Origin of the sequence: Pseudomonas panipatensis (genome assembly GCF_900099785.1) — a bacterium.
GTDB lineage: Bacteria > Pseudomonadota > Gammaproteobacteria > Pseudomonadales > Pseudomonadaceae > Pseudomonas > Pseudomonas panipatensis.
The window spans coordinates 612,382-631,357 of the sequence record NZ_FNDS01000002.1; the positions used below are offsets into that span (position 1 = coordinate 612,382).

17 protein-coding genes are annotated in these 18,976 nt (G+C 66.4%); 10 read left to right on the forward strand and 7 right to left on the reverse strand.

Annotated features, from left to right (window positions below; all coding sequences use genetic code 11):
* Position 1: 1 nt before the first annotated feature.
* Entirely contained in the window at positions 2 to 331 is a 330-nt protein-coding gene (locus BLQ74_RS06955; RefSeq protein ID WP_090261810.1) for a DUF1820 family protein, read from the reverse strand.
* Between the two features lie 129 nt (positions 332 to 460).
* Between BLQ74_RS06955 and miaB the strand changes: the two genes are divergently transcribed.
* The 5 genes from miaB (at position 461) to lnt (ending at position 5,962) form a co-directional block, all read left to right on the forward strand.
* Positions 461 to 1,801: a tRNA (N6-isopentenyl adenosine(37)-C2)-methylthiotransferase MiaB gene (miaB, locus tag BLQ74_RS06960; RefSeq protein ID WP_090261811.1), complete on the forward strand. Its 1,341-nt coding sequence runs from the start codon at positions 461 to 463 to the stop codon at positions 1,799 to 1,801.
* An 88-nt stretch (positions 1,802 to 1,889) separates the two neighbouring features.
* Positions 1,890 to 2,906 carry a PhoH family protein gene (locus BLQ74_RS06965; RefSeq protein WP_090261812.1) on the forward strand — a complete coding sequence of 339 codons (1,017 nt, stop codon included), beginning with the start codon at positions 1,890 to 1,892 and terminating at the stop codon, positions 2,904 to 2,906.
* On the forward strand, positions 2,899 to 3,360 hold the full coding sequence (ybeY, locus tag BLQ74_RS06970) for an rRNA maturation RNase YbeY (RefSeq protein ID WP_090261813.1): 462 nt from the start codon (positions 2,899 to 2,901) through the stop codon (positions 3,358 to 3,360). The genes BLQ74_RS06965 and ybeY overlap by 8 nt, the downstream gene beginning before the upstream one ends.
* Before the next feature lie 21 nt (positions 3,361 to 3,381).
* On the forward strand, positions 3,382 to 4,221 hold the full coding sequence (locus tag BLQ74_RS06975; protein WP_090261814.1) for a CorC family transporter: 840 nt from the start codon (positions 3,382 to 3,384) through the stop codon (positions 4,219 to 4,221).
* Between the two features lie 208 nt (positions 4,222 to 4,429).
* Positions 4,430 to 5,962, forward strand: a complete 1,533-nt coding sequence (gene lnt / locus BLQ74_RS06980; RefSeq protein ID WP_090261815.1) for an apolipoprotein N-acyltransferase — start codon at positions 4,430 to 4,432, stop codon at positions 5,960 to 5,962.
* 44 nt (positions 5,963 to 6,006) lie between these two features.
* Here the strand turns inward: lnt and BLQ74_RS06985 are convergent, their stop codons facing one another.
* Both BLQ74_RS06985 and BLQ74_RS06990 read right to left on the reverse strand, forming a co-directional pair.
* Positions 6,007 to 6,768, reverse strand: a complete 762-nt coding sequence (locus BLQ74_RS06985) for a YdcF family protein (RefSeq protein WP_090261816.1) — start codon at positions 6,766 to 6,768, stop codon at positions 6,007 to 6,009.
* 49 nt (positions 6,769 to 6,817) lie between these two features.
* Complete coding sequence (locus tag BLQ74_RS06990) at positions 6,818 to 7,252, reverse strand: hypothetical protein (RefSeq protein WP_090261817.1); 435 nt, start codon at positions 7,250 to 7,252, stop codon at positions 6,818 to 6,820.
* Positions 7,253 to 7,488: 236 nt separating this feature from the next.
* On the opposite strand from BLQ74_RS06990, the gene leuS reads away from it, so the two are divergent.
* The 5 genes from leuS to BLQ74_RS07015 all read left to right on the forward strand — a co-directional run bounded on the left by leuS (position 7,489) and on the right by BLQ74_RS07015 (position 13,624).
* Positions 7,489 to 10,110 carry a leucine--tRNA ligase gene (gene leuS / locus BLQ74_RS06995; protein WP_090261818.1) on the forward strand — a complete coding sequence of 874 codons (2,622 nt, stop codon included), beginning with the start codon at positions 7,489 to 7,491 and terminating at the stop codon, positions 10,108 to 10,110.
* A 74-nt stretch (positions 10,111 to 10,184) separates the two neighbouring features.
* On the forward strand, positions 10,185 to 10,799 hold the full coding sequence (locus BLQ74_RS07000) for an LPS-assembly lipoprotein LptE (protein ID WP_090261819.1): 615 nt from the start codon (positions 10,185 to 10,187) through the stop codon (positions 10,797 to 10,799).
* A 37-nt stretch (positions 10,800 to 10,836) separates the two neighbouring features.
* Positions 10,837 to 11,874: a DNA polymerase III subunit delta gene (holA, locus tag BLQ74_RS07005; RefSeq protein WP_090261820.1), complete on the forward strand. Its 1,038-nt coding sequence runs from the start codon at positions 10,837 to 10,839 to the stop codon at positions 11,872 to 11,874.
* 119 nt (positions 11,875 to 11,993) lie between these two features.
* The gene (gene arfA / locus BLQ74_RS07010; RefSeq protein ID WP_090261821.1) at positions 11,994 to 12,146 is read left to right on the forward strand and encodes an alternative ribosome rescue factor ArfA; all 153 of its coding nucleotides are present in this window, start codon (positions 11,994 to 11,996) and stop codon (positions 12,144 to 12,146) included.
* A 170-nt stretch (positions 12,147 to 12,316) separates the two neighbouring features.
* Positions 12,317 to 13,624: a lytic murein transglycosylase gene (locus tag BLQ74_RS07015; RefSeq protein WP_090261822.1), complete on the forward strand. Its 1,308-nt coding sequence runs from the start codon at positions 12,317 to 12,319 to the stop codon at positions 13,622 to 13,624.
* Between the two features lie 42 nt (positions 13,625 to 13,666).
* On the opposite strand, the gene BLQ74_RS07020 is transcribed toward BLQ74_RS07015, so the two are convergent.
* The 4 genes from BLQ74_RS07020 to BLQ74_RS07035 all read right to left on the reverse strand — a co-directional run bounded on the left by BLQ74_RS07020 (position 13,667) and on the right by BLQ74_RS07035 (position 18,972).
* Positions 13,667 to 14,404 (reverse strand): fimbrial biogenesis chaperone, encoded by a 738-nt coding sequence (locus tag BLQ74_RS07020; protein ID WP_090261823.1) that lies wholly within the window; start codon positions 14,402 to 14,404, stop codon positions 13,667 to 13,669.
* 40 nt (positions 14,405 to 14,444) lie between these two features.
* The gene (locus BLQ74_RS07025; RefSeq protein WP_170842773.1) at positions 14,445 to 15,467 is read right to left on the reverse strand and encodes a fimbrial protein; all 1,023 of its coding nucleotides are present in this window, start codon (positions 15,465 to 15,467) and stop codon (positions 14,445 to 14,447) included.
* A gap of 77 nt (positions 15,468 to 15,544) precedes the next feature.
* Positions 15,545 to 18,190 (reverse strand): fimbria/pilus outer membrane usher protein, encoded by a 2,646-nt coding sequence (locus tag BLQ74_RS07030; RefSeq protein ID WP_090261825.1) that lies wholly within the window; start codon positions 18,188 to 18,190, stop codon positions 15,545 to 15,547.
* Between the two features lie 56 nt (positions 18,191 to 18,246).
* On the reverse strand, positions 18,247 to 18,972 hold the full coding sequence (locus BLQ74_RS07035) for a fimbrial biogenesis chaperone (RefSeq protein WP_244507152.1): 726 nt from the start codon (positions 18,970 to 18,972) through the stop codon (positions 18,247 to 18,249).
* Positions 18,973 to 18,976: the final 4 nt, after the last annotated feature.

The following is an 18,976-nucleotide window of genomic DNA, read 5'->3' on the forward strand; positions in this document are numbered from 1 at the left end:
CTCAGCTCTTGTCCGGCATCGGCACCGGGAAGGGCATCACATTGCCCCCACCCTTGGCTTCGCTGATCTTCGGCGTGCCCAGGCGCTCCACTTCATCGATGCGGATGATCGCGTGCAGCGGCACGAAGCTGCGGATGACGCCCTCGAACTGAGCCTTGAGCTTTTCTTCGCTGGGGTCGACCACGACCTGGGTACGCTCACCGAAGACGAACTCCTCGATTTCCAGGAAGCCCCACAGATCGCTTTGGTAGATCTGCTTGGCGTACATCTCGAACACCTGGCCCTGGTTGAGGAAAACGACTTTGTAGATCGGGTTCTCGCGCTTGTTCATGAACGGCGGATGACGGCTTTGCGAAAAAGGGGGCGAATCATAGCACAGCCACCTGGCGCGCAACCCTAGGAACGACGCGGGTGCGCCTCTATAATGCGCGGTCATTTTCGATTTCCCCGACGAACGCGCATGGCCAAGAAGCTTTTCATTCAGACCCACGGTTGCCAGATGAACGAGTACGACAGCTCGCGCATGGCCGATCTGCTGGGCGAACACCAGGCCCTTGAGCTGACCGAGAAGGCCGAAGAAGCCGACGTAATCCTGCTCAATACCTGCTCGATCCGCGAGAAAGCCCAGGAGAAAGTCTTCTCCGAACTGGGCGCCTGGCGCGTCCTCAAACAGCAGAACCCGGAGCTGGTGATCGGCGTCGGCGGCTGCGTGGCCAGCCAGGAAGGCGCCGCCATCCGCGAGCGTGCGCCGTTCGTCGATGTGGTCTTCGGTCCGCAAACCCTGCACCGCCTGCCGGAAATGATCGACGCGGCGCGCAGCACGCGCAAACCCCAGGTCGACGTGTCCTTCCCGGAAATCGAGAAGTTCGACCGCCTGCCGGAACCGCGCGTCGATGGCCCCACCGCCTTCGTTTCGGTGATGGAAGGCTGCAGCAAATACTGCAGTTTCTGCGTAGTGCCCTACACCCGCGGCGAGGAAGTCAGCCGGCCGTTCGACGACGTGCTCGCCGAGGTCATCCACCTGGCCGAGAACGGCGTCAAGGAAGTCACCCTGCTCGGACAGAACGTCAACGGTTATCGCGGCCTCACCCACGACGGCCGCATCGCCGACTTCGCCGAGCTGATCCGCGTGGTCGCCGAGGTCGATGGCATCGAGCGCATCCGCTACACCACCTCGCACCCGCTGGAGTTTTCCGACGCGCTGATCGCCGCCCACGCCGAAGTGCCGCAACTGGTGAAGTTCGTCCACCTGCCGGTGCAGGCCGGCTCCGACCGCATCCTCGCGGCGATGAAGCGCAACCACACGGCGCTGGAATACAAGTCGCGCATCCGCAAGCTCAAGGCCGCGGTGCCGGACATCTGCATCAGCTCGGACTTCATCGTCGGTTTCCCCGGCGAGACCGACAAGGATTTCGAGCAGACCATGAAACTGGTGGAAGAGGTCGGCTTCGACTTCTCCTTCTCCTTCATCTACAGCCCGCGCCCCGGCACCCCGGCCGCGGAACTGGCCGACGACACCCCGGAAGAGGTGAAGAAGCAGCGCCTGCTGATCCTCAACAGCCGCCTGCAACAGCAGGGCTTCGAGATCAGCGAGCGGATGGTCGGCAGCGTACAGCGGATCCTCGTCACCGATTACTCCAAGCGCGATCCGGGCAAGCTGCAGGGCCGCACCGAGAACAACCGCGTGGTCAATTTCGCCAGCGACAACCCGCGGCTGATCGGCCAGTTCGTCGAAGTGGAAATCTACGAGGCGCTACCCAACTCCCTGCGCGGCCGCCTGCTCGACGAGACGCACCACTGATCCCCGACCTGCGCCCGAGCTTTCCCGCTCGGGCCACCGGGGTTATTCTTCGTTCATCATCACAGCCTACGGCGACACTGACAGCACCTTGAACGCCCCCCTGGAACTTCATCGCTTCACCCTCGAACCCTTCGACGCGCGCAGCTTCGCCAACCTCTGCGGGCAGTTCGACGAGCACCTGCACCAGATCGAGAAACGCCTCGACATCGAAATCCGCAACCGCGGCAACCAGTTCGAACTGGTTGGCGACGCGGCGCGCACCCAGGCCGCGGAGCACCTCCTGCAGCGCCTCTACCGCGAAGCGCAGAGCGGCACCGAGCTGACCCCGAACCTGATCCACCTGTTCCTTCAGGAATCCGGTCTGGAAGAGCTGGCCGAATCGCCGGACGCGCCCAGCGTGACCCTGAAGACGCGCAAGGCGCACATCCGCCCGCGCGGCGCCAACCAGCAGCGCTACGTCAAGGCCATCCTCGACCACGACATCAACTTCGGCATCGGCCCGGCCGGCACCGGCAAGACCTACCTGGCGGTGGCCTGCGCGGTGGACGCCCTGGAGCGCGAGCAGATCCGCCGCATCCTGCTGGTGCGTCCGGCGGTGGAGGCCGGCGAGAAACTCGGCTTCCTCCCCGGCGACCTGTCGCAGAAGATCGACCCCTACCTGCGCCCGCTCTACGACGCACTCTACGAGATGCTCGGCTTCGAGACCGTGGCCAAGCTGATCGAGCGCAACGTCATCGAAGTCGCGCCGCTGGCCTACATGCGTGGGCGCACGCTGAACAACAGCTTCATCATCCTCGACGAAAGCCAGAACACCACCATCGAGCAGATGAAGATGTTCCTCACCCGCATCGGCTTCGGCTCCACCGCGGTGATCACCGGCGACATCACCCAGGTCGACCTGCCGCGCGGCACCCGCTCGGGGCTCAAGCACGTGATGGAAGTGCTGCACGAGGTGCCGGGGATCAGCTTCACGCACTTCAAGCCGAAGGACGTGGTCCGCCACCCGCTGGTGCAACGCATCGTCGAAGCCTACGAACGCCACGAAAACCGCCAGCACGGACGCACCGACAGCGAGCCGCCGAGCAAGGAAGCCCGCGATGCTTGAACTGGACCTGCAGGTCGCCAGCGAAGCCGCCGACCTGCCCAGCGAGGCGCAACTGCGCCAATGGTGCGAACTGGCCCTGCGCCAGCGCCAGGCCGACTCCGAGCTGACCATCCGCCTGGTCGACGAGGCCGAGGGCCGCGAGCTGAACCGCACCTGGCGGCACAAGGACTACGCCACCAACGTACTGTCCTTCCCCGCCGACGTACCCGACGAATTGCTGGATATCCCGCTGCTGGGCGACCTGGTGATCTGCGCACCGGTGGTCGCGCGCGAAGCCAGCGAACAGGGCAAGGAGCCGCGGGCGCACTGGGCGCACCTGGTCATCCACGGCTGCCTGCACCTGCTCGGTTACGATCACATCGAGGACGCCGAGGCCGAGGAAATGGAAGACCTGGAGCGCCAGTTGCTGGCCGAGCTGGGCTACCCCGACCCCTACGCGGCGGATGAAGAATAAACGCCAACGAGCAAAGGAAAGATGAGCGAAGACCGATCGAGCAACGGGCACAAGTCCTGGCTAGGAAAGATTACCCAGGCTTTTGCCCACGAGCCGAGAAACCGCCAGGAGCTCCTCGAGCTGCTGCGCGACGCCCACGACAACAAACTGCTGGATAGCGAAGCGCTGTCCATTGTCGAAGGCGCCATCCAGGTCGCCGATCTGCAGGTGCGCGACATCATGGTGCCGCGCTCGCAGATGATCAGCATCAAGGCCAGCCAGACGCCGCGCGACTTCCTCCCGGCGATCATCGATGCGGCGCACTCGCGCTATCCGGTGGTGGGCGAAAGCCTCGACGACGTCATGGGCGTGCTGCTGGCCAAGGACCTGCTGCCGCTGATCCTCCACGACGCCAATCACACCTTCAACATCAAGGACCTGCTGCGCCCGGCCACCTTCGTGCCCGAGTCCAAGCGCCTCAACGTGCTGTTGCGCGAGTTCCGCGCCAACCACAACCACATGGCCATCGTCATCGACGAGTACGGCGGCGTGGCGGGGCTGGTGACCATCGAGGACGTGCTGGAGCAGATCGTCGGCGACATCGAGGACGAGCACGATGTCGAGGAAGACAGCTACATCAAGCCCCTGCCCAGCGGCGACTTCATCGTCAAGGCACTGACCCCGGTGGAGGCCTTCAACGAGTTCTTCGGCGCGGACTTCTCCGACGATGAGTTCGACACCGTCGGCGGCCTGGTGATGAGCGCCTTCGGCCATTTGCCCAAGCGCAACGAGACCACCGAACTGGGCGGCTTCCGCTTCCGCGTGCTGAACGCCGACAGCCGGCGCCTGCACCTGCTGCGACTGACGCCGCTGCAGGACTGAAGCCGCGCCGCGCACGGGGCCCGGAACATCCGCGCCCCGTGCGCCCAGGAACCGCCCAGCAGCCGCTCCTACAGCGCATTCCGAACCTCGCCGTCAGCCGGCGACACCGCGCGACGGAGAGCCCCTGGCTTTTCGCCGCCACCCGGTAGCCTGCCGTTCATCTCTCCATTACTCTTGCGCATCGCCAAACCGCTTCCAAGGATTTCCGATGCGCTGGATCACCCGCCCCGGCTGGCTGGGCCATTTCCTGGCCCTCGCCGCTGGCGCCATCACACCTCTGGCCCTGGCGCCTTACGGCATCTGGCCGCTGGCCCTGCTTTCCGTGGCCCTGTTCTACCTCGGGCTGCGCGGCACCACGCCGGGGTCGGCACTCTGGCGCGGCTGGTGGTACGGCTTCGGCGCCTTCCTCGCCGGCACCGGCTGGATCTACTACAGCATCCACGACTTCGGCGGCGCCTCGCCGGCACTGGCCGGTTTCCTGGTGGTGGGTTTCAGCGCCGGGGTAGCCTTCTTCTTCGGCCTGCCGGCCTGGGTCTGGGCGCGCTACTTCCGTCGCAACAACGCGCCGATCAGCGACGCCCTGGCCTTCGCCTCGTTGTGGCTGGGCCTGGAGCTGTTCCGCAGCTGGTTCCTCACCGGCTTCCCCTGGCTCTACACCGGCTACAGCCAACTACAGGGCCCGCTGGCCGGTCTGGCGCCGCTCGGCGGTGTCTGGCTGATTTCCTTCAGCATCGCCCTGAGCGCCGCCCTGCTGATCAACCTGCCCGCGCTGACCTTCCGCAGCGAGCGCCTGGTGGCCGGGCTGATTCTGCTGCTGGCGCCCTGGATCGCCGGCATCGCCCTCAAGGACCACGCCTGGACCAGCCCGGCCGGCTCGCCCCTGACGGTAGCGGCGATCCAGGGCAACATCGCCCAGGAAATGAAGTGGGACCCGCAGCAGGTCAACGCGCAACTGCAGCTCTACCGTGACCTCACCGCCGAACAGCACGACGTCGACCTGATCGTCTGGCCGGAGACCGCAGTGCCGGTACTCAAGGACCTGGCCGGCGGCTACCTGGGCATGATCGACGAGATGGCCAGGCATAAACGCGCAGCGCTGATCACCGGTGTGCCGGTGCGCCAGCGCGATGCCGAGGGCGTGCACTACTACAACGGCATCACCGTGGTCGGCGACGGCAGCGGCGACTACCTGAAGCAGAAGCTGGTGCCCTTCGGCGAGTACGTGCCGTTGCAGGACATGCTGCGCGGGCTGATCACCTTCTTCGACCTGCCGATGTCGGACTTCGCCCGCGGCCCGTCCGATCAGGCGCTGCTCAAGGCCAAGGGCTACGCCGTCGCGCCGTTCGTCTGCTACGAAGTGGTCTACCCGGAGTTCGCCGCCGGCCTGGCGGCACAGAGCCAGTTGCTGCTGACCATCAGTAACGATGCCTGGTTCGGCACCTCCATCGGCCCCCTGCAACACCTGCAGATGGCGCAGATGCGGGCCCTGGAGAGCGGCCGCTGGATGGTCCGCGGCACCAACAACGGGGTGACCGCGCTGATCGATCCGAAAGGCCGGCTGACCCAGCAGATACCGCAGTTCAGCCAAGGCGTGCTGCGTGGCGAAGTCACCCCGATGCAGGGCCTGACCCCCTACCTGCACTGGCGCCTCTGGCCGCTGGGCAGCCTCGCGGTGATCCTCCTGGTGTGGGCCGTGAGCGGCCGGCAGACGCGCCCCGAAGAACGCCGCATGTTCGGCTGAGGCCATCCGCATGGGCGAGCCACGCGCCCGTCCATGCGACCGACTCAGCGATAGAACAGCCGGTAGCCCAGCAGGCCCAGCGCCTCGTTGAGCAACTGGCTGCTCTGCCAGAAGGCCTTGGCCTCCGGCAACCAGCCGGCGAACGGCCGGGCATTGTCCACGCCGATGAAGCCCATCGGCGCGGGCACCACCTCCAGGCCATTGTGCTCGAAGCTCCAGAGCGCCCGCGGCATGTGCTGCGCCTGGGTCACCAGAACCACCCGACGCACGCCCGCCTCGCGCAGCAGGGCCGCACTGAACCGGGCATTCTCCCAGGTGGTCCGGCTACGCCCTTCCTGCCAGCGCACCGTCACCTGGTAATCCTCGCTCAGGCTCTGCGCCATGATCTGCGCCTCGCTGGGCGGACTGCCGTAGTGCAGGCCGCCCGAGGTCAGCACCGGCAGGCCACTGGCCTTGGCCAGGCGCGCGGCATAGCGCAGACGCTCGTGCGCCATCAGCCCCGGCTGGTCGCCATCCCAGGCCGGATCGCCGCGCTCGCGACCGGCGCCGAGGATGACGATGGCCTCGGCGCGCTGTGCCAAACCGGCCCACTGCGCCTGCGCCAGCGCCGGCTGGCGCTCCAGCAGGCGCGCGCCCCACTCCACGCCCAGCGGCAGGCTGAGCAGCCAGAAGCCGGCGAAGCCGAGCACGAAGCAGGTGACGGAGAAGCGCGGATAACGGCGGCGCAGGCAGAAGCCCAGCAACAGAAGGATCAACAGGATGCCCGGCGGCATCAGGATCTGCTTGATGAGGTAACGCAACGGCATGGGCGGCTCCTTGTTCGAGCGCCACAGCCTAACGGATCGGCGGCCGGATTCAGCGTCCCCGTGATCCGCGGAACAACTGCGAGCCGCAGGAGGAACAGGGCATCACTCCCTGGCTGCGGCTCCAGGCCACCGGCGTACCGCACAGCGCACAGAGCAATTGCAGATGACGATGACTGAGGCGCGGCTTGAGCGCGACCGCCTTGGCCAAGCGCGGCGTGCGCCCGTTGCGCGGCTCGCCGCGTTCGAGCAGGGCCAATTCCTCGGCGGCGGCGTGCCAGCCACGCAGCCAGTGCACATCCTGATCGAGATAGGCGCGTATCAGTTCCATCTCGGCGCTGCTCAGGCCGCGCAGCTCCAACTCCTCGGGATGTTCGTCGCGCAGACGCTCGGCGGTGTCGGCCTCGTCCAGGGCCATTTCGAGACGATGCAGTAAACGTTCGTAGAGACCGGAACCCGAAGTGCTCGGGCGATGCAACTCAGCCATCAGCCACCTCAAGCAGGCGGAAACCTCCCGCCCTCAGGCCAAGCTTAGTCTCCCGGCCCCCCAGCCACCGAGCGTGCGACAAACGGCGCGGGCTACCGGCTGGGGGAGGCGTCATGTATGCTACGGGGCTTTCTGCCGCCCCTTGCCAGCGAGCCGGCCCAATGCCCTGGCGAGGCGGAAGCGCCCACCCGCTTCCACGGCCGCACACTCTATTCCGTACAGGTTCAAGTCGCGCCATGCACGAGCAATACCAGCCCCTCGAGATCGAAGCCCAGGCCCAGAAATACTGGAACGAACACCACTCCTTCCGCGTCGAGGAAGTCGCCGGCAAGGACAAGTTCTACTGCCTGTCGATGTTCCCCTACCCGAGCGGCAAGCTGCACATGGGCCATGTGCGCAACTACACCATCGGCGACGTGATCAGCCGCTACCATCGCATGCAAGGCAAGAACGTGCTGCAGCCCATGGGCTGGGACGCCTTCGGCATGCCGGCGGAAAACGCCGCGATGAAGAACAACGTGGCGCCGGCGGCCTGGACCTACGACAACATCGCCTACATGAAGTCCCAGTTGAACAGCCTGGGCCTGGCCATCGACTGGTCGCGCGAAGTCACCACCTGCAAGCCGGACTACTACCGCTGGGAGCAGTGGCTGTTCACCCGCCTGTTCGAGAAGGGCGTGATCTACCGCAAGAACGGCACCGTGAACTGGGACCCGGTGGACCAGACCGTGCTCGCCAACGAGCAGGTCATCGACGGCCGCGGCTGGCGTTCGGGCGCGCTGATCGAGAAGCGCGAAATCCCGATGTACTACTTCAAGATCACCGCCTACGCCGAAGAGCTGCTGGAAAGCCTCGACCACCTGCCGGGCTGGCCGGAACAGGTCAAGACCATGCAGCGCAACTGGATCGGCAAGTCGCGCGGCATGGAGATCGCCTTCCCCTATGACCAGGCGTCCATCGGCGAAGCCGGTCAGCTGAAGGTCTTCACCACCCGTCCGGACACCCTGATGGGCGCCACCTACGTCGCGGTCGCCGCCGAGCACCCGCTGGCGACCCTGGCCGCCCAGCGCGATCCCTCACTGCAGGCGTTCATCGACGAGTGCAAGCGCGGCGGCGTGGCCGAGGCCGACCTCGCCACCCAGGAGAAGAAAGGCGTGGCCACTCCGCTGTTCGTCGAGCATCCGCTGAACGGCGAGAAGCTGCCGGTGTGGATCGCCAACTACGTGCTGATGAGCTACGGCGAAGGCGCGGTGATGGCGGTTCCGGCCCATGACGAGCGCGACTTCGAGTTCGCCAACAAGTACGCCCTGCCGATCCGCCAAGTGATCGCCAAGGCCGAAGGCGCCAACGATTACGATGCCAGCACCTGGCAGGAATGGTACGGCCTGAAGGACGACAGCGTCTGCACGGTCAACTCCGGCAAATACGACGGCCTCGGCTACCAGGCCGCGTTCGACGCCATCGGCGCCGACCTCGCCGCCAAGGGCCTGGGCCAGGCGCGCACGCAGTTCCGCCTGCGCGACTGGGGCATCAGCCGCCAGCGCTACTGGGGCTGCCCGATCCCGATCATCCATTGCGACGCCTGCGGCGACGTGCCGGTGCCGGCCGACCAGTTGCCGGTGGTGCTGCCGGAGAACGTGGTGCCGGACGGCGCCGGTTCGCCGCTGGCGAAGATGCCCGAGTTCTACGCCTGCAGCTGCCCGAAATGCGGTCAGCCGGCCAAGCGCGAAACCGACACCATGGACACCTTCGTCGAGTCGTCCTGGTACTTCGCCCGCTACGCCTGCCCGCAGTTCGAAGACGGCATGCTGGACAAGAAGGCCGCCAACTACTGGCTGCCGGTCGACCAGTACATCGGCGGCATCGAGCACGCCATCCTGCACCTGCTCTACGCGCGTTTCTTCCACAAGCTGATGCGCGACGAAGGGCTGATCGACTCCGACGAACCGTTCAAGAACCTGCTGACCCAGGGCATGGTGGTCGCCGAGACCTACTACCGCACCGCGGCCAACGGCGGCAAGGACTGGTTCAACCCGGCCGACGTGGAGGTCGAGCGTGACGCCAAGGCCAAGGTCATCGGTGCGCGCCTGAAGAGCGACGGCCTGCCGGTGGAAATCGGCGGCACCGAGAAGATGTCCAAGTCGAAGAACAACGGCGTGGACCCGCAGGCCATGATCGACGCCTATGGCGCCGATACCTGCCGCCTGTTCATGATGTTCGCCTCGCCGCCGGACATGAGCCTGGAATGGTCCGACTCCGGCGTCGAAGGCGCGAGCCGCTTCCTGCGCCGCGTCTGGCGTCTGGCCCAGGCCCACGTCAGTGCCGGCTTCGTCGGCGCCGTCGAGCCGTCCACCCTGAACGAGGCGCAGAAAGACGTGCGCCGCGCGATTCACCTGGCCATCAAGCAGGCCAGCCAGGACATCGGCCAGAGCCACAAATTCAACACCGCCATCGCCGCGGTGATGACCCTGATGAACGTGCTGGAAAAAGCCCCGCAGGAAGGCGCCGGCGACCGCGCGCTGCTGCAGGAAGGCCTGGAAACCATCGCCTTGCTGCTGGCGCCGATCACCCCGCACATCTGCCATGTGCTCTGGCACGAGCTGGGCAAGGAAGGCGCGATCATCGACGCCAGTTGGCCGCAGGTCGACGAAGCCGCCCTGGTGCAGGACACCCTGCAACTGGTGGTGCAGGTCAACGGCAAGCTGCGTGGGCACATCGAAGTCGCGGCCGAAGCCAGCCGCGAAGAAGTCGAGGCCTGCGCCCGCGCCAACGAGAACGTGCTGCGCTTCACCGAGGGCCTGAGCATTCGCAAGGTCATCGTGGTGCCCGGCAAACTGGTCAACATCGTTGCCAACTGAGCAACCGACCAAGACCCATTCGCCCGCGGCCATTGCCGCGGGCAACCCGGATCAACAGGAGTGAGGGAAGCTTGATGAAACGTATCCTGACCAGCATCGCGCTGATCGGCCTGACCACGGTGCTGGCCGCCTGCGGCTTCCAACTGCGCGGCCTGGGCGATACGAACTTCGCGCTGAAGGAGATCGACCTGAGCGCGCGCAACGCCTACGGCGACACCGTCAAGGAACTGCAGCGCCTGCTCGAGTCCAGTGGCGTGAAAGTCACCAAGAACGCGCCCTACCACCTGTTCCTGGCGCGCGAGGATGAATCCCAGCGTACCGCCAGCTACACCGGTTCCGCGCGCAGCGCCGAATACGAGCTGACCGATACCGTCGACTACGAGATCCGCGGCAGCAACAACCTGCTGCTGCTCACCGACAGGGTCGAAGTGCAGAAGGTCTACCTGCACGACGAGAACAACCTGATCGGCTCCGACCAGGAGGCGGCGCAACTGCGCAAGGAAATGCGCCGCGATCTGGTCCAGCAACTGTCCCTGCGCCTGCAGATGCTCACCCCGGCGAAGCTGGCCGAGCTGCAGAAGGTCGCCGATGCCAAGGCCAAGGCCGAAGCCGACGCGCTCAAGGCGGCGGACGAAGCGGCCAAGCAACAGCCGCAGCAGTCGCCGATCGAACTGCCGCCAGTCAAGTGATCAGAGGGGGCCGGCCACGCCGGCCCCATTCGTTTTCATGAAGCTGAATCCCGCGCAACTCGCCAAACACCTCCAGGGCAACCTGGCGCCTGTCTACGTGATCAGCGGCGATGAACCGCTGCTCTGCCAGGAAGCCAGCGACGCCATTCGCGCCGCCTGCCGCGAGCGCGACTTCAGCGAACGCCAGGTGTTCAACGCCGAAGCCAACTTCGACTGGGGCCTGTTGCTGGAGGCCGGCGCCAGCCTCTCGCTGTTCGCCGAAAAACGCCTGCTGGAACTGCGCCTGCCGTCCGGCAAGCCCGGCGACAAGGGCGCGGCGGTGCTCATCGAGTACCTGCAACGGCCGCCGGAAGACACGCTGCTGCTGATCAACCTGCCCAAGCTCGACGGCAGCACGCAGAAAACCAAGTGGGCCAAGGCGCTGATCGAAGGCGAGAGCGCGCAGTTCCTGCAAATCTGGCCGGTGGACGCCCACCAGTTGCCGCAATGGATTCGCCAGCGCCTGTCCCAGGCCGGGCTGGCCGCCAGCCAGGACGCGGTGGACCTGATCGCCGCACGGGTGGAAGGCAACCTGCTGGCTGCCGCCCAGGAAATCGAGAAACTCAAGCTGCTCGCCGATGGCAACCAACTGGACGCCGCGACCGTGCAAGCCGCGGTGGCCGACAGCGCCCGCTTCGACGTCTTCGGCCTGATCGACGCCGCCCTCGCCGGCGAGGCCGCGCATAGCCTGCGCATGCTCGAAGGCCTGCGCGGCGAAGGCGTCGAGCCACCGGTGATTCTCTGGGCACTGGCGCGGGAAATCCGCCAACTGGGCGGCATCGCCCAACAGTTCGGCCAGGGAGTGCCCCTGGAAAAGGCCTTCGCCCAGTGCCGGCCACCGGTCTGGGACAAGCGCCGGCCGCTGCTGACCCGCGCCTTGCAACGCCACAGCGGCTCGCGCTGGAACCAACTGCTGCAGGACGCCCAACTGATCGACGCGCAGATCAAGGGCCAGGCCCAGGGCGACCCCTGGAACGGCCTGGCGCGCCTGGTCTTGCTGCTCGCCGGCCAGCGTCTGCCCCTGCCCGCGGCCTGAGCCGCGCCCGCTCGCGAGCCAGCCGAAAGACCCGACCACGGGCATGGACTTTCAACGCCAATAGGCAGATGATGCGCACGCCCGAGTTCCCCGGGCAGCCACATCAGGAGACCCTCGCCATGGCGAAATCCCGCAAGCGGCCGAACAAGGCCAAATCCCTGGTAGCCCAACCGCTGTTCCGCAGCCGCCAGGAAACACCACTGAAAGGCAAAGGCAGCTACCGCCGCGAAGCCTCCCACAACTGGGAGGCTTCTTCGCTTCTGGCGGCCTGAAAAGTCCCCGCCTCCAACCCCCTTCCATCCGTTTCCGCGCCTTAAGCCTCCCGCAAGACTCCCGCCCTATCCTGCAACAGCCTGTCATCGCCGTCCCGGCCCTCTTGGCAGACGCTCCGCCGCTACCATGCTAAGGTGGCTGCCTCCGCTCACCCGCCCCGAGGAGCGCAATGCGCAAGCCCGCTTTACCTGCCCGCCTGTTCCCCTTCAGCCTTGCCATCCTGAGTGCCAGCCTGCTTTCCGCCTGTGCCGACGCCCCCGCGGCGAACTCGTTGCAGACGCCCGATGGCGCCGCCCAGAGCGCGCCCGCCGCCGCCGCGCAGCCCATGGCGAGCCTCACCGCGCAGCCGAGCGAGAGCTTCGAGGACTGGCGCGCCAGCTTCCGCAGTCAGGCCCTGGCCAGCGGCATCGACGCGCAGGTCTTCGACCGCGCCTTCGCCGGCGTGACCCCCGACCCGGCCGTGGTCAACGCCGACCGCAGCCAACCGGAGTTCACCCGGCCGGTGTGGGAATACCTGGCCGGCGCGGTGTCCACCGCGCGCATTCGCAACGGCCAGAGCAAGCTGGCGCAGAACGCCGAGGTTCTGCAACGCATCGATGGCCGCTACGCGGTCGACGCCGAAGCCGTGGTGGCGATCTGGGGCATGGAGAGCAACTTCGGCAGCCAGATGGGCGACAAGAACGTCATCCGCTCGCTGGCCACCCTGGCCTACGAAGGCCGCCGCCCGGACTTCGCCCAGAGCCAGCTGATCAGCGCGCTGCAGATCATCCAGCATGGCGACGTGCCGCCCAGCTACATGATCGGCTCCTGGGCCGGTGCCATGGGCCAGACGCAGTTCATCCCGACCACCTACAGCCAGTACGCCGTGGATTTCGACGGCGACGGTCGCCGCGATATCTGGCGCTCCTCCGCCGACGCCCTGGCCTCGACCGCCAACTACCTGCAGGCATCCGGCTGGAAGCCCGGGCAGAGCTGGGGCTTCGAAGTACGCCTGCCGGCGAGCTTCGACTACGCCCAGGCCGACATGAACCTGCGCAAGCCCATCGGCGAGTGGCTGAGCCTGGGCGTGCAGCCCATCAATGGCCGCCTGCCGGGCAGCCCGCAGGCCAGCGCCTCGCTGCTGCTGCCGGCCGGCTACCGCGGCCCGGCGTTCCTGGTGCTGGACAACTTCCGCGCCATCCTCAAGTACAACAACTCCACCTCCTATGCCCTGGCCGTGGGCCTGCTCTCGGACAGCTTCAAGGGCAGCGGGCACATCGAGGGCAGTTGGCCGCTGGAAGATCGGCCACTGAGCCGCAGCGAGCGCATCGCGCTGCAGGAAGGACTGGTCGCGCGCGGCTACCCGCTCGGCAATCCGGACGGCATCATCGGCGCCAACACCCGCCAGGCGATCCGCGCCTTCCAGCAGAGCCTCGGCTGGCCGGCGGACGGCTACCCGACCCCGGCGCTGCTGGCGCGGCTCAAGCCAGGCAACTGACGCGCGGCGGCGCGGGCAGTCCGGCGCCGCCATCGGCCCCCTTCAGCGCCCCAGCGAAGCCTCGTGCTCATGCAGCGCGCCGAAATCGTCGATCCATTGGTAGCGCACTTTCGCCGAGGCGGACGGCGCGGCATTCAGCCCCGGCAGGGGAAAGTCGTGACTGGCGGCGGGTGCGATCATGCCGCCCTCGTTGCCGACGCTGCGCCCGCCATCGCGCAACTCCAGGCTGTTCAGCGAAACGTGATAGGCACTGGCGTTGCGCCCGCGCAAGAGATAGCCGCCATGGCCGTCCGTGACCAGGCTCCAGACCACGGACTCGGCCGCCTGGGGCGCGCTTGCCGGCAGGCCCGCCGGGCGATAGAACAGCTTGAGCCGGCTGCGATAGGCCAGTTGCAGGTAGCTCTCCTCCCCCTCCCGCGGCTGCGGCGGGACATCCATGACGTTGAGCCAGAACAACGATTCGCGGTCCTGCGGCAGGCTCTCCTGATGGGTGAACATCAGGCGCAGGGCAATGCTTTTGCCCGCCTCCATGCGCACGATCGGCGGCGTCAGCAGGAAAGGCGCGTCGGCGTTGTCCGGACGCGACTGCGGATCGCCCCGGTCGACCCAGGCCTGAACCAGGCGCGGCACACGCTCGGCGTTTTCCACCTGCAGCGTGACTTCACGCTCGTTCGCCGGATAGACCACCCGCGTGCCACCGAGCACGACACTGGCCCACGCCCCCGGCATGCACAGAACGAGCATCCCCACGAGCAGCATGCCGGCGATCGAACGCTTCATATCGGAATCTCCTTGCAGAGCGGGACGGCCACCCCGGGCTTCACTCGTAGTACAGGGTGAAGGTCGCTGAGGCGCGAACCAGTCCGGCGGTCATGCTGGTCTGGGTCTTGTAGTACTTCGCCGTCAGCGGGATCGACACGCCCTGGGCGCTGCCCGCCGTCGTGGTATAGAGGGTCTTGCTGCCCAGCGGCAAGACCGTGGTGCTGCTGGCGGCCCCCTGGAACAACTGGATGCCGACACCGGTCGCGCGGCCCGAGCCGGTCGAGTTATTGATGACGTTGGTCACGGTCACTCCGCCCTGGGCATCGACCTGGTAGCTCACCTTGATGTTCGCGTCGCACAACAGGTTGATCTCGAAGGGCGCGGCCTTGCTGGCATTGGTCAACACGCCCACGCCGGCGAAATCGCTCAGCCGCACGGAGGGCATCCTGACCACGATATTGTTGCCGCCGGCCCCGATCTGGCAGCCCTGGCTCTGGATCGTCGAGGTGCCGCTGACGATCAGGCGATTGACGTTGATACTGGCATACCAGACATCCACCAGCGTAGGCAGCACCAGTTGGCTGCCCCCGCTCAGATTGACCGGCTCGCTGGTTCGCACGATCTCCATCTTGAACATCGCCGTCGGGTAATAATTTCCCCCGGTAACGCTGCCGAAGATGATCTTGCTGCCAGTGGTCAGTCGGTCCCCGCCCGAGGAGCAGTAGGCACTGCCTGCGTTCCCGGAGTTACACCAGGACAGGCGCATGCCCACCCCAGGGATATTGGTCTTGGCGACATTCGACTGGCCGCCGGCGGAAACCAGCGTGAAGAAGTTCTGGAGGCCTTCGGTGGACACAGAGTTACCGTCGCAGTTATCGACCGGGCCACTGCTACCGCCCTGATTCACCCAGCCGGAATCCCAGAGCAAGGTGCCAGCCGCCATATCCCGCTTCAAACCGAGGGTGGGCGGCACGGCGATGGTGGTTATCTTCACGCCGCTGCCACCACTGCAAACGGCCCAGACCGACGGGCAAAGCGCCAGCGCGCACAGCCCGAGGATGATCGACAGGGATTTTCTCATCGCTACCTCTTGCACCATCTGGGTGCCGAAAGCCTTCGCTCACTCACGCAAGCCTAGTAGGGGTCCACATTCGACGCTCAACGTTGGGCGACTTGCACCGGAGCCTGGCGCTTCGTGCAAACCGCCTCGGCCTGCAGGAACGGCGCCTTCTTGTCGCTTTTCTCGGCGGGCAGCCGATAGTCGACCTGGCACTGGCGCTCGGCGCCGTCGCCCCAGCGCACCAGGATCTGCCCTTGCTGGCCTTCGCTGCGCAGGAACACCCGGCTGCCCTGGCCGACCAGGGTCAGGCTTTCGCCCTTGGCGTCGAGCACTTCGGCGCCGACCGGCAGGGGCTGACCCTGGTCGTCGCGCAGGGTCAGCAGCAGCGGCTTGCCACTCTTGGTCGGGTACTTGAGCACCACCACCGAGCCGTAGCGCGGCGCCACGCTCTGCTCGGTCACTTGCAACTCGACCTCCTCCGAAGTGCCCTTGGGGTCGAGCGCCACGGCGTTGCGCCGGTAGGGGGTCAGCCCGGTGACCACGGCATAGCCGTTACCGTCGACCTTGCCGCCGTTGCTGTTGAGCACCGCCGCCCCTTCGGCGCCCTGGGCGTCGATCAGCGCCTTGGTTTCGCCCTGGTCCTGGCTGAAGTTCACCCCACCGGCATGTGCCACCACGCTGCCGCTCAGCCCGCCGCCGATCTGGCGATAGCCCTCGCCCTCGCTGACGTTGGCCGACAACACGGCCTTCGCTGCGCGGTACTGTGCGTTGGCGCCGGTGCTGGTGGCGGAGCCGGAATCGTTGCGCGCCTGCGAGCCGTAGGCGCTGTAGCCGAATTCATTGCGCTCGCCGAGCGAACCGCTGACGCCCGCCTGGGCATTCAGATTGCCGGAGCCGGTGCGGCTGACCGAGCTGCTCAGGTAAGGCGAGTGTGCGGAGTGGCCCAGCGGAATCGACAGGGTCAGCATGTATTGGTTATCCGTTTCGCCGTCCTGCGAGCGGCTACGCCCGGCCGACAAGTTGAAGCTGCCCCAGCGGAAGCTGTTGGAATAGCCGCCCTGGAAACTGGTATCGCCACCCTTGCCGGTATTCCAGTAGTCCTGGGTCGCGCCGCTCAGGTAGAGGCTGCCCAGCTTCTCGCCCAGAGGCTGGCTGACGTTGGCCTGGAAGCGGCTGCGCTGGCGATAGGTCGACTGGCCGTTACGCTCGTCGAGCGACTGCACGTAATCGCCGAAGTTGATGTAGCCGGCACTGGAAAAGCGGTAGGCGGCCACCGCGAAGTTGGTACGGGTCGTCTCCAGCAGCTTGCTGTAGCTGATCCGGTAGCTCTCGCCGCTGGTGGTGCTGCCCATTTCCTGCGATTCGGCCAGCCCCTGCGCCCGCGAGTGGGTCACGTCGAAGGCGAAGGCTCCCACCGAGGTACTCAGCGCGGCGCCGCCCTGCATGGCCAGGTAGTTCTCGGCGACGATACCGCCGGTGTAGCCGGTCCACAGGTTGGAAATGCCGCGCTGGTAGGTGCCCTGCACGAAGTTGGGGGTCTTATTCAGTTGATCGTCGCGGTACTGGCCGGCCACCAGGTTGTAGCGCGACACGCCGGGGCGCAGCAGTTGCGCGACGTTGGCGAAGGGCACGATGAAGGTCTTCACCCGGCCGTCGGCCTCGGTGACGGTGACGTTCAGGTCGCCGGCATAGCCGGTGCCATAGAGGTCATCGATGACGAACGGCCCCGGCGCCACCGTGGTTTCGTAAAGCACGTTGCCGCCCTGGCGCACGGTGACCCGCGCGTTGGTTTCCGCCGTACCACGGATCGCCGGGGCGAAGCCGCGCTGCGAGTCGGGCAGCATGCGGTCGTCGGAGGCCAGTTGCACGCCGGAGTAAGGCACGCTGTCGAACAGGTCCGACGGCGTGTAGTACTCGCCCAGGGTCATCTGCGACTTCAGGCTGGTCACGTCGCGCTGGGCGTAGCTGCTGATGGCGTTGTATTTGCTGGTGGTGCGGATCTGATCGCCACTGCTGCGGCTGTAGCTGCCGTTATGGCGCAGGCGCCAGTCCCCGGCATTGAGGCCGCCGTTGAACCCCGCGTAGTACTGGTTCTGCACACTGCCGGAGCTGTCGGTGCGGAAGGCGTTGCTGTTGTAGTCGACGAAGCCCGCGGTCACGCCGCGATCCCAATCCTGCGGGTCGACATAGCCGCGCTCGATCTTGCTCAGATAGGCCTGGGGAATGCTCAGGTCGACACGCAGGCCGGAGAGGTCGAAATCGACCTTGGACGCCGGCACCAGCTTGGCGATATCCACGCAATCGGCCTGCTCCAACTGGCGCGCGGTGGCCTGGGCATCCGGCAGCTTGTCGGTATTCAGGCCCAGGCTGGCGAGTTGCGTGCGCTTGAAGCAGTAGCTGGGCGCTGCGCCCTTCTCGGCACCGCGCACACTGATTTCCTGGCGGCCGATCCAGTTCTGGTTGACGTACACATCCACTCGGTAGCTGCCAGGGGTGACCGGGTTGCCCTGCTCGAAACGCGACAGGTCGACCGGCTTGCCGTCAGCGCCGCGCAGGAAGTCCGGGTTGAACTGGGCGTAGAGCGCCTGCTCCTCGGCGGCCGCCTGGGCCATGCCGGAGGCCAACCCGCCGCAGGCGATGACCGCGGCGACGGATGCCAGCAGCAGCAGGCGCTGGAAGGATGCAGGCACGGCGACGGGCAGCTGTACCGGAACGAATTTCGAGCAAGCACCTGCGACAGACATCACCATTCCTCCACCTTCACGCCAGTAACTCGGGAACCGCCACTCGGAGCCGGGGCTCAGTGCACCGCGGCTTGCTGCTCCTCACCCACGCCGTAATCGCTCATCCAGCGATAACGGAGCTGGCCGCCGGCGGGCTTTCCGGTCAGGTTCTTCAGGGGGAAATCGTGCGAGGCGAAGGGCGCGATCATCCCTTGGCCGGCGTCGTAGCGCTTGTCACCCGTTTGCAGGTTCAAGGCGCTGAAGGAGACGTGATAGGGGCTCGGGTTCTGGCCACGCAGGGCATAACCGCCAGCCACCGCCACCACCGTCCAGTTCACTTGCTTGACCGCGCTGGGCAGATCGCCCGGCAGGCCGGCCGGCCGATAGAACAGCTTCAGCCGCGAGCGCACCGCCACCTGCATGAAGCTCTGCTCGTTGGCCTTGGGCAGCGGCGGAACTTCCATGGCGTTGAACCAGAACAGCGACTCGCGATCCTGCGGCAGCTTTTCCCCGGTGAAGGCCAGGCGCACGCTCTGCGACTTCGCCGGGTCCAGGCGGAAGATCGGCGGGGTGACCAGGAAGGGCGCGTCGGCGTTCTGCGGCTGGCTCTTGATGTCACCGCGATCGACCCAGATCTGCATCAGCGACGGCGTATTGCCTTCGTTGTTCAGCTTGATCGTGACTTCACGCTCTCCGGCCGGGTAGATCACTCGCGTTCCATCGATAGTGACGCCGGCTTGCGCGAGCGGCGCGCAGACGGCAGCAAAGGCACCGGCCAACAGCCAGGCGGGGGATCGATTCAAGAGA

Excerpts from the sequence above, each read along its gene's own strand:
- BLQ74_RS06955 (WP_090261810.1), bottom strand. The coding sequence starts at position 331 with ATGAACAAGCGCGAGAACCCGATCTACAAAGTCGTTTTCCTCAACCAG.
- miaB (WP_090261811.1), top strand. The coding sequence starts at position 461 with ATGGCCAAGAAGCTTTTCATTCAGACCCACGGTTGCCAGATGAACGAG.
- ybeY (WP_090261813.1), top strand. The coding sequence starts at position 2,899 with ATGCTTGAACTGGACCTGCAGGTCGCCAGCGAAGCCGCCGACCTGCCC.
- BLQ74_RS06975 (WP_090261814.1), top strand. The coding sequence starts at position 3,382 with ATGAGCGAAGACCGATCGAGCAACGGGCACAAGTCCTGGCTAGGAAAG.
- lnt (WP_090261815.1), top strand. The coding sequence starts at position 4,430 with ATGCGCTGGATCACCCGCCCCGGCTGGCTGGGCCATTTCCTGGCCCTC.
- BLQ74_RS06985 (WP_090261816.1), bottom strand. The coding sequence starts at position 6,768 with ATGCCGTTGCGTTACCTCATCAAGCAGATCCTGATGCCGCCGGGCATC.
- BLQ74_RS06990 (WP_090261817.1), bottom strand. The coding sequence starts at position 7,252 with ATGGCTGAGTTGCATCGCCCGAGCACTTCGGGTTCCGGTCTCTACGAA.
- leuS (WP_090261818.1), top strand. The coding sequence starts at position 7,489 with ATGCACGAGCAATACCAGCCCCTCGAGATCGAAGCCCAGGCCCAGAAA.
- BLQ74_RS07000 (WP_090261819.1), top strand. The coding sequence starts at position 10,185 with ATGAAACGTATCCTGACCAGCATCGCGCTGATCGGCCTGACCACGGTG.
- holA (WP_090261820.1), top strand. The coding sequence starts at position 10,837 with ATGAAGCTGAATCCCGCGCAACTCGCCAAACACCTCCAGGGCAACCTG.
- arfA (WP_090261821.1), top strand. The coding sequence starts at position 11,994 with ATGGCGAAATCCCGCAAGCGGCCGAACAAGGCCAAATCCCTGGTAGCC.
- BLQ74_RS07015 (WP_090261822.1), top strand. The coding sequence starts at position 12,317 with ATGCGCAAGCCCGCTTTACCTGCCCGCCTGTTCCCCTTCAGCCTTGCC.
- BLQ74_RS07020 (WP_090261823.1), bottom strand. The coding sequence starts at position 14,404 with ATGAAGCGTTCGATCGCCGGCATGCTGCTCGTGGGGATGCTCGTTCTG.
- BLQ74_RS07025 (WP_170842773.1), bottom strand. The coding sequence starts at position 15,467 with ATGAGAAAATCCCTGTCGATCATCCTCGGGCTGTGCGCGCTGGCGCTT.
- BLQ74_RS07030 (WP_090261825.1), bottom strand. The coding sequence starts at position 18,190 with ATGTCTGTCGCAGGTGCTTGCTCGAAATTCGTTCCGGTACAGCTGCCC.